This window comes from Streptomyces sp. NPDC002785 (assembly GCF_040295565.1).
Lineage (GTDB): Bacteria > Actinomycetota > Actinomycetes > Streptomycetales > Streptomycetaceae > Streptomyces.
This window is the reverse complement of record NZ_JBEOVN010000361.1, coordinates 1-3,364: the sequence shown is the minus strand read 5'-3', so window position 1 is coordinate 3,364 and position 3,364 is coordinate 1. Positions and strand designations below refer to the sequence as shown.

3 protein-coding genes are annotated in these 3,364 nt (G+C 72.0%); 1 reads left to right on the top strand and 2 read right to left on the bottom strand.

What is annotated here, in order from left to right:
* Positions 1-199 precede the first annotated feature (199 nt).
* Both ABTZ94_RS36900 and ABTZ94_RS36895 read right to left on the bottom strand, forming a co-directional pair.
* Positions 200-694 carry a nitroreductase/quinone reductase family protein gene (locus ABTZ94_RS36900; RefSeq protein WP_351207734.1) on the bottom strand — a complete coding sequence of 165 codons (495 nt, stop codon included), beginning with the start codon at positions 692-694 and terminating at the stop codon, positions 200-202.
* Positions 694-1,932, bottom strand: coding sequence for an acyl-CoA dehydrogenase family protein (locus ABTZ94_RS36895; RefSeq protein WP_351207732.1), 1,239 nt, complete (start codon positions 1,930-1,932; stop codon positions 694-696). Before ABTZ94_RS36895 ends, ABTZ94_RS36900 begins: the two co-directional genes overlap by 1 nt.
* Before the next feature lie 160 nt (positions 1,933-2,092).
* On the opposite strand from ABTZ94_RS36895, the gene ABTZ94_RS36890 reads away from it, so the two are divergent.
* Positions 2,093-3,262 (top strand): thiolase C-terminal domain-containing protein, encoded by a 1,170-nt coding sequence (locus ABTZ94_RS36890; RefSeq protein ID WP_351207730.1) that lies wholly within the window; start codon positions 2,093-2,095, stop codon positions 3,260-3,262.
* Positions 3,263-3,364: the final 102 nt, after the last annotated feature.

Sequence of the window (3,364 nt, the reverse complement as noted above, 5' to 3'; positions counted from 1 at the left end):
CGATCTCCCGTACCCCGCGCGGTACTTCGACCGGCAGATACACATAGTCGGGCGACCCGGTCGGCAGGGTGCCGCGCACGGTCCGCCGTCGGTGCACCCGGACGCTCCACGGATCGCTCCAACAGCCTTTCCAGCGCACAGTTTTCGCGCATCACCAAGACAAAGCGGTCTCCGCGCACCGCTTCCGCGTGCGGCCGCGTCAGGTCGCGCCGTCACTCCTCCGTTCCAGCCTGAAGAGCCGGATCTCCCGCTCGACCCGCGCCTGGTACGTCGCATAGGGCGGCCAGAACTTCAGCGCCGTCTGCCACACCGCCTCCCGTTCCGCGCCCTGCAGCAGGGTGGCGCGCACCGGAATGTCCCGGCCCTTCCAGTTGACAACGGCCTTGTCGGGACCCGCCAGCAGATTCGCGGTCCAGGCCGGGTGCCCCGTGCGGCCGAAGTTGCTGCCGACCAGGATCCAGCTCTGCTCCGTCCCGTTCTCCGGCATGCAGGCCAGTGGAGTGGTCCTGAGCCGCCCGCTCCTCGCACCCGGCACCGTCAGGATCAGCCCCGGCAGCATCCGGGCGCTGAGCAGCACCTTGCCGCGCGTGAGCCGGTGCACCGTACGGTCCATGGCGGGGATGACATGCGGGGCGATCCTCGCGAACGTGCGGGTCGAGGACACTTTCCGGATCAGCCGGACGCCATGCGCCATCAGACCGCCACCTGCCCGGCCGATCCCGCCGCGGCGAATGCCGAGGCCATGGACGACTGCCCGTTCGACGGTGCGAACAGGCCGGCCTGCTGCGCCGCATGGTCGCGGAGCCGGTGGACGGGACCGAAGAGCAGGTCGTCGGCTGTGCCCCGCTTGAAGTACAGATGCGCCTCGTGTTCCCAGGTGAAGCCGATCCCTCCGTGCAGCTGGACGGCCTCGGCCGTGGTGATGCGCAGCGCCTCCAGGGCCTGAGCGAGGGCGAGGCCCCCGGCCGCCGGGTCCCAGGCCGCGTAGTACGCGGCGGAGCGCGCCGCCTGCACTCGCACGTACAGATCCGCGAGGCGGTGCTTCACGGCCTGGAACGAGCCGATCGCCCGGCCGAACTGTTCGCGTGCCTTGACGTATTCGACGGTCCGCTCCAGTGCGCTCGCCGCTGCCCCGACCGCCTGCGCGGCGAGCAGTGCGGCGAGCCCGCGTCCGACCGGGGCGAGCGCGCCGGTGACGTCCACGGTGTCGTCCGCGCCGAGGAGTTCGGCCTCGGTGTCACGGAGTTCGATGCGGGCCAGCGGGCGGGTCTCGTCCAGCGAGGTCCGGCGGGTGCGGACGATTCCGGCCGCCGTGTCCGGGCGGACCAGGAAGAGGAGCGTACGGCTGCGCGGGAAGCCGCCGGCGTGGGCGGCGACCAGGAGGAGTCCCGCGCTGTGCCCGTCGAGGACCTGCGCGGCCTCCCCGTACAGCCGCCAGCCCTCCGCGCCGCCGACCGGCCTGGCCTGTATGCCGCCCGCCCGGCCGCCACCCGACCAGGCGCCGCCGGTGGGGTCACCGGTGAGGCCGAGTGCAGGGGCGAGCGAGCCGCCGGGGACGGCCAGGGTCGCGGTCAGTCCGCCGGCGGCGATGCGCGGCAGCAGGGCGGTGCGCTGGGTCTCGGTGCCGAGGGCGGCGATCAGGGGCGCGGCGAGCGCGGCGGTGGCGATCAGAGGCGACGGCAGCAGGGCGCGGCCGGTCTCCTCGCAGGCGATGGCGAGCTCGGCGAGGCCGCAGCCGACGCCTCCGTACTCCTGAGGGAGGGCGAGGCCGGGCAGCCCGAGGTCCTGGGCGAGCTGTCGCCACAGGGTCTCGTCGTACCCGTCCGCAGTCCGTACGGCACTCCTGACGTCGTCGGGTGCGCTGCGTTTGGCCAGCAGTTCGCGCAGGGTGCGGCGGATCTCGTCCTGTTCCGCGGTGAAGGCGGCATCCATCGTCGGGCTCCTCCCCCTCAGGGACCTTCGGTCTCTGATCTGACGGGCCGTCATGCTAGGGGTGATTCCAGCAGATGCACAGAGTCGCGCACGGTGGGCGGAAAGATCCCCGTCCCGCCGGGCGGCCCGCCCGGTACTTATCTGATGTACCGTCAGATCCATGCCTTCTTCCCACCGCAAGGTCGCTGTCGTCGGCATATCCCTCGCCGACTGCGGACGTGTCGACGAGGCCACGCCGTACGCCCTGCACGCCCAGGCCGCCCGCCGGGCAGTGGCCGATTCGGGTCTGGACCGGTCCGTGGTCGACGGTTTCGCCTCCGCCGGACTCGGCACGCTCGCTCCGGTCGAGGTCGCCGAGTATCTGGGGCTGAAGCCCACCTGGGTGGAGTCCACCGCGGTCGGCGGCTCGACCTGGGAGGTGATGGCGGCCCATGCGGCGGACGCCATCGCGGCGGGTCACGCCAATGCCGTACTGCTGGTGTACGGGTCGACGGCCCGCGCCGACATCAAGGCCGGCCGCCGGACGTCCAACCTCTCCTTCGGGGCGCGCGGCCCGCTCCAGTTCGAGGTGCCGTACGGGCACTCACTGATAGCCAAGTACGCGATGGCCGCCCGCCGCCATATGCACGAGTACGGGACAACCCTGGAGCAGCTCGCCGAGGTGGCGGTCCGGGCGCGGGCGAACGCGGCGGCCAACCCGGACGCGATGTTCCGTGACCCGATCACCGTGGACGACGTGCTGTCGGGACCGGTGATCGCGGACCCGTTCACCAAACTGCACTGCTGCATCCGCAGCGACGGCGGCTGCGCGGTGCTGCTGGCCGCCGAGGAGTACGTCCCGGACACGGCGAAGGATCCGGTGTGGATCCTCGGTACGGGTGAGCACGTCTCGCACTCCACCATGTCCGAGTGGGACGACTTCACGGTCTCCCCCGCGGCGGTCTCCGGCCGCCTGGCGTTCGAACGGGCCGGGGTGCGGCCCGCGGACATCGATCTCGCCGAGATCTACGACGCGTTCACCTATATGACGCTGGTGACGCTGGAGGACCTGGGCTTCTGCGCGAAGGGCGAGGGCGGCCCGTTCGTGGAGAAGGGCCGGACCGGCCTGACGGGCGAGCTGCCGGTCAACACGGACGGCGGCGGCCTGTCCGCCTGCCACCCCGGGATGCGCGGACTGTTCCTGCTGGTGGAGGCGGTACGGCAGCTGCGTGGCGAGGCGGGCGAGCGCCAGGTGCGCAGGGCGGGTGGCAGGCTGCCGGAGCTGGCGGTGGCATCGGGGACGGGCGGCTGGTTCTGCTCGTCGGGGACGGTGGTGCTCGGGCGGGGGTGAGGGGGTAACGACCTCCCCCACGACAGGGAGCGGATCAGCGAGCGGCGTCGTGCGGCTTCGATTGCAAGGCGGAGGAAGGAATCGGATGGGTCTCCCCTGGTC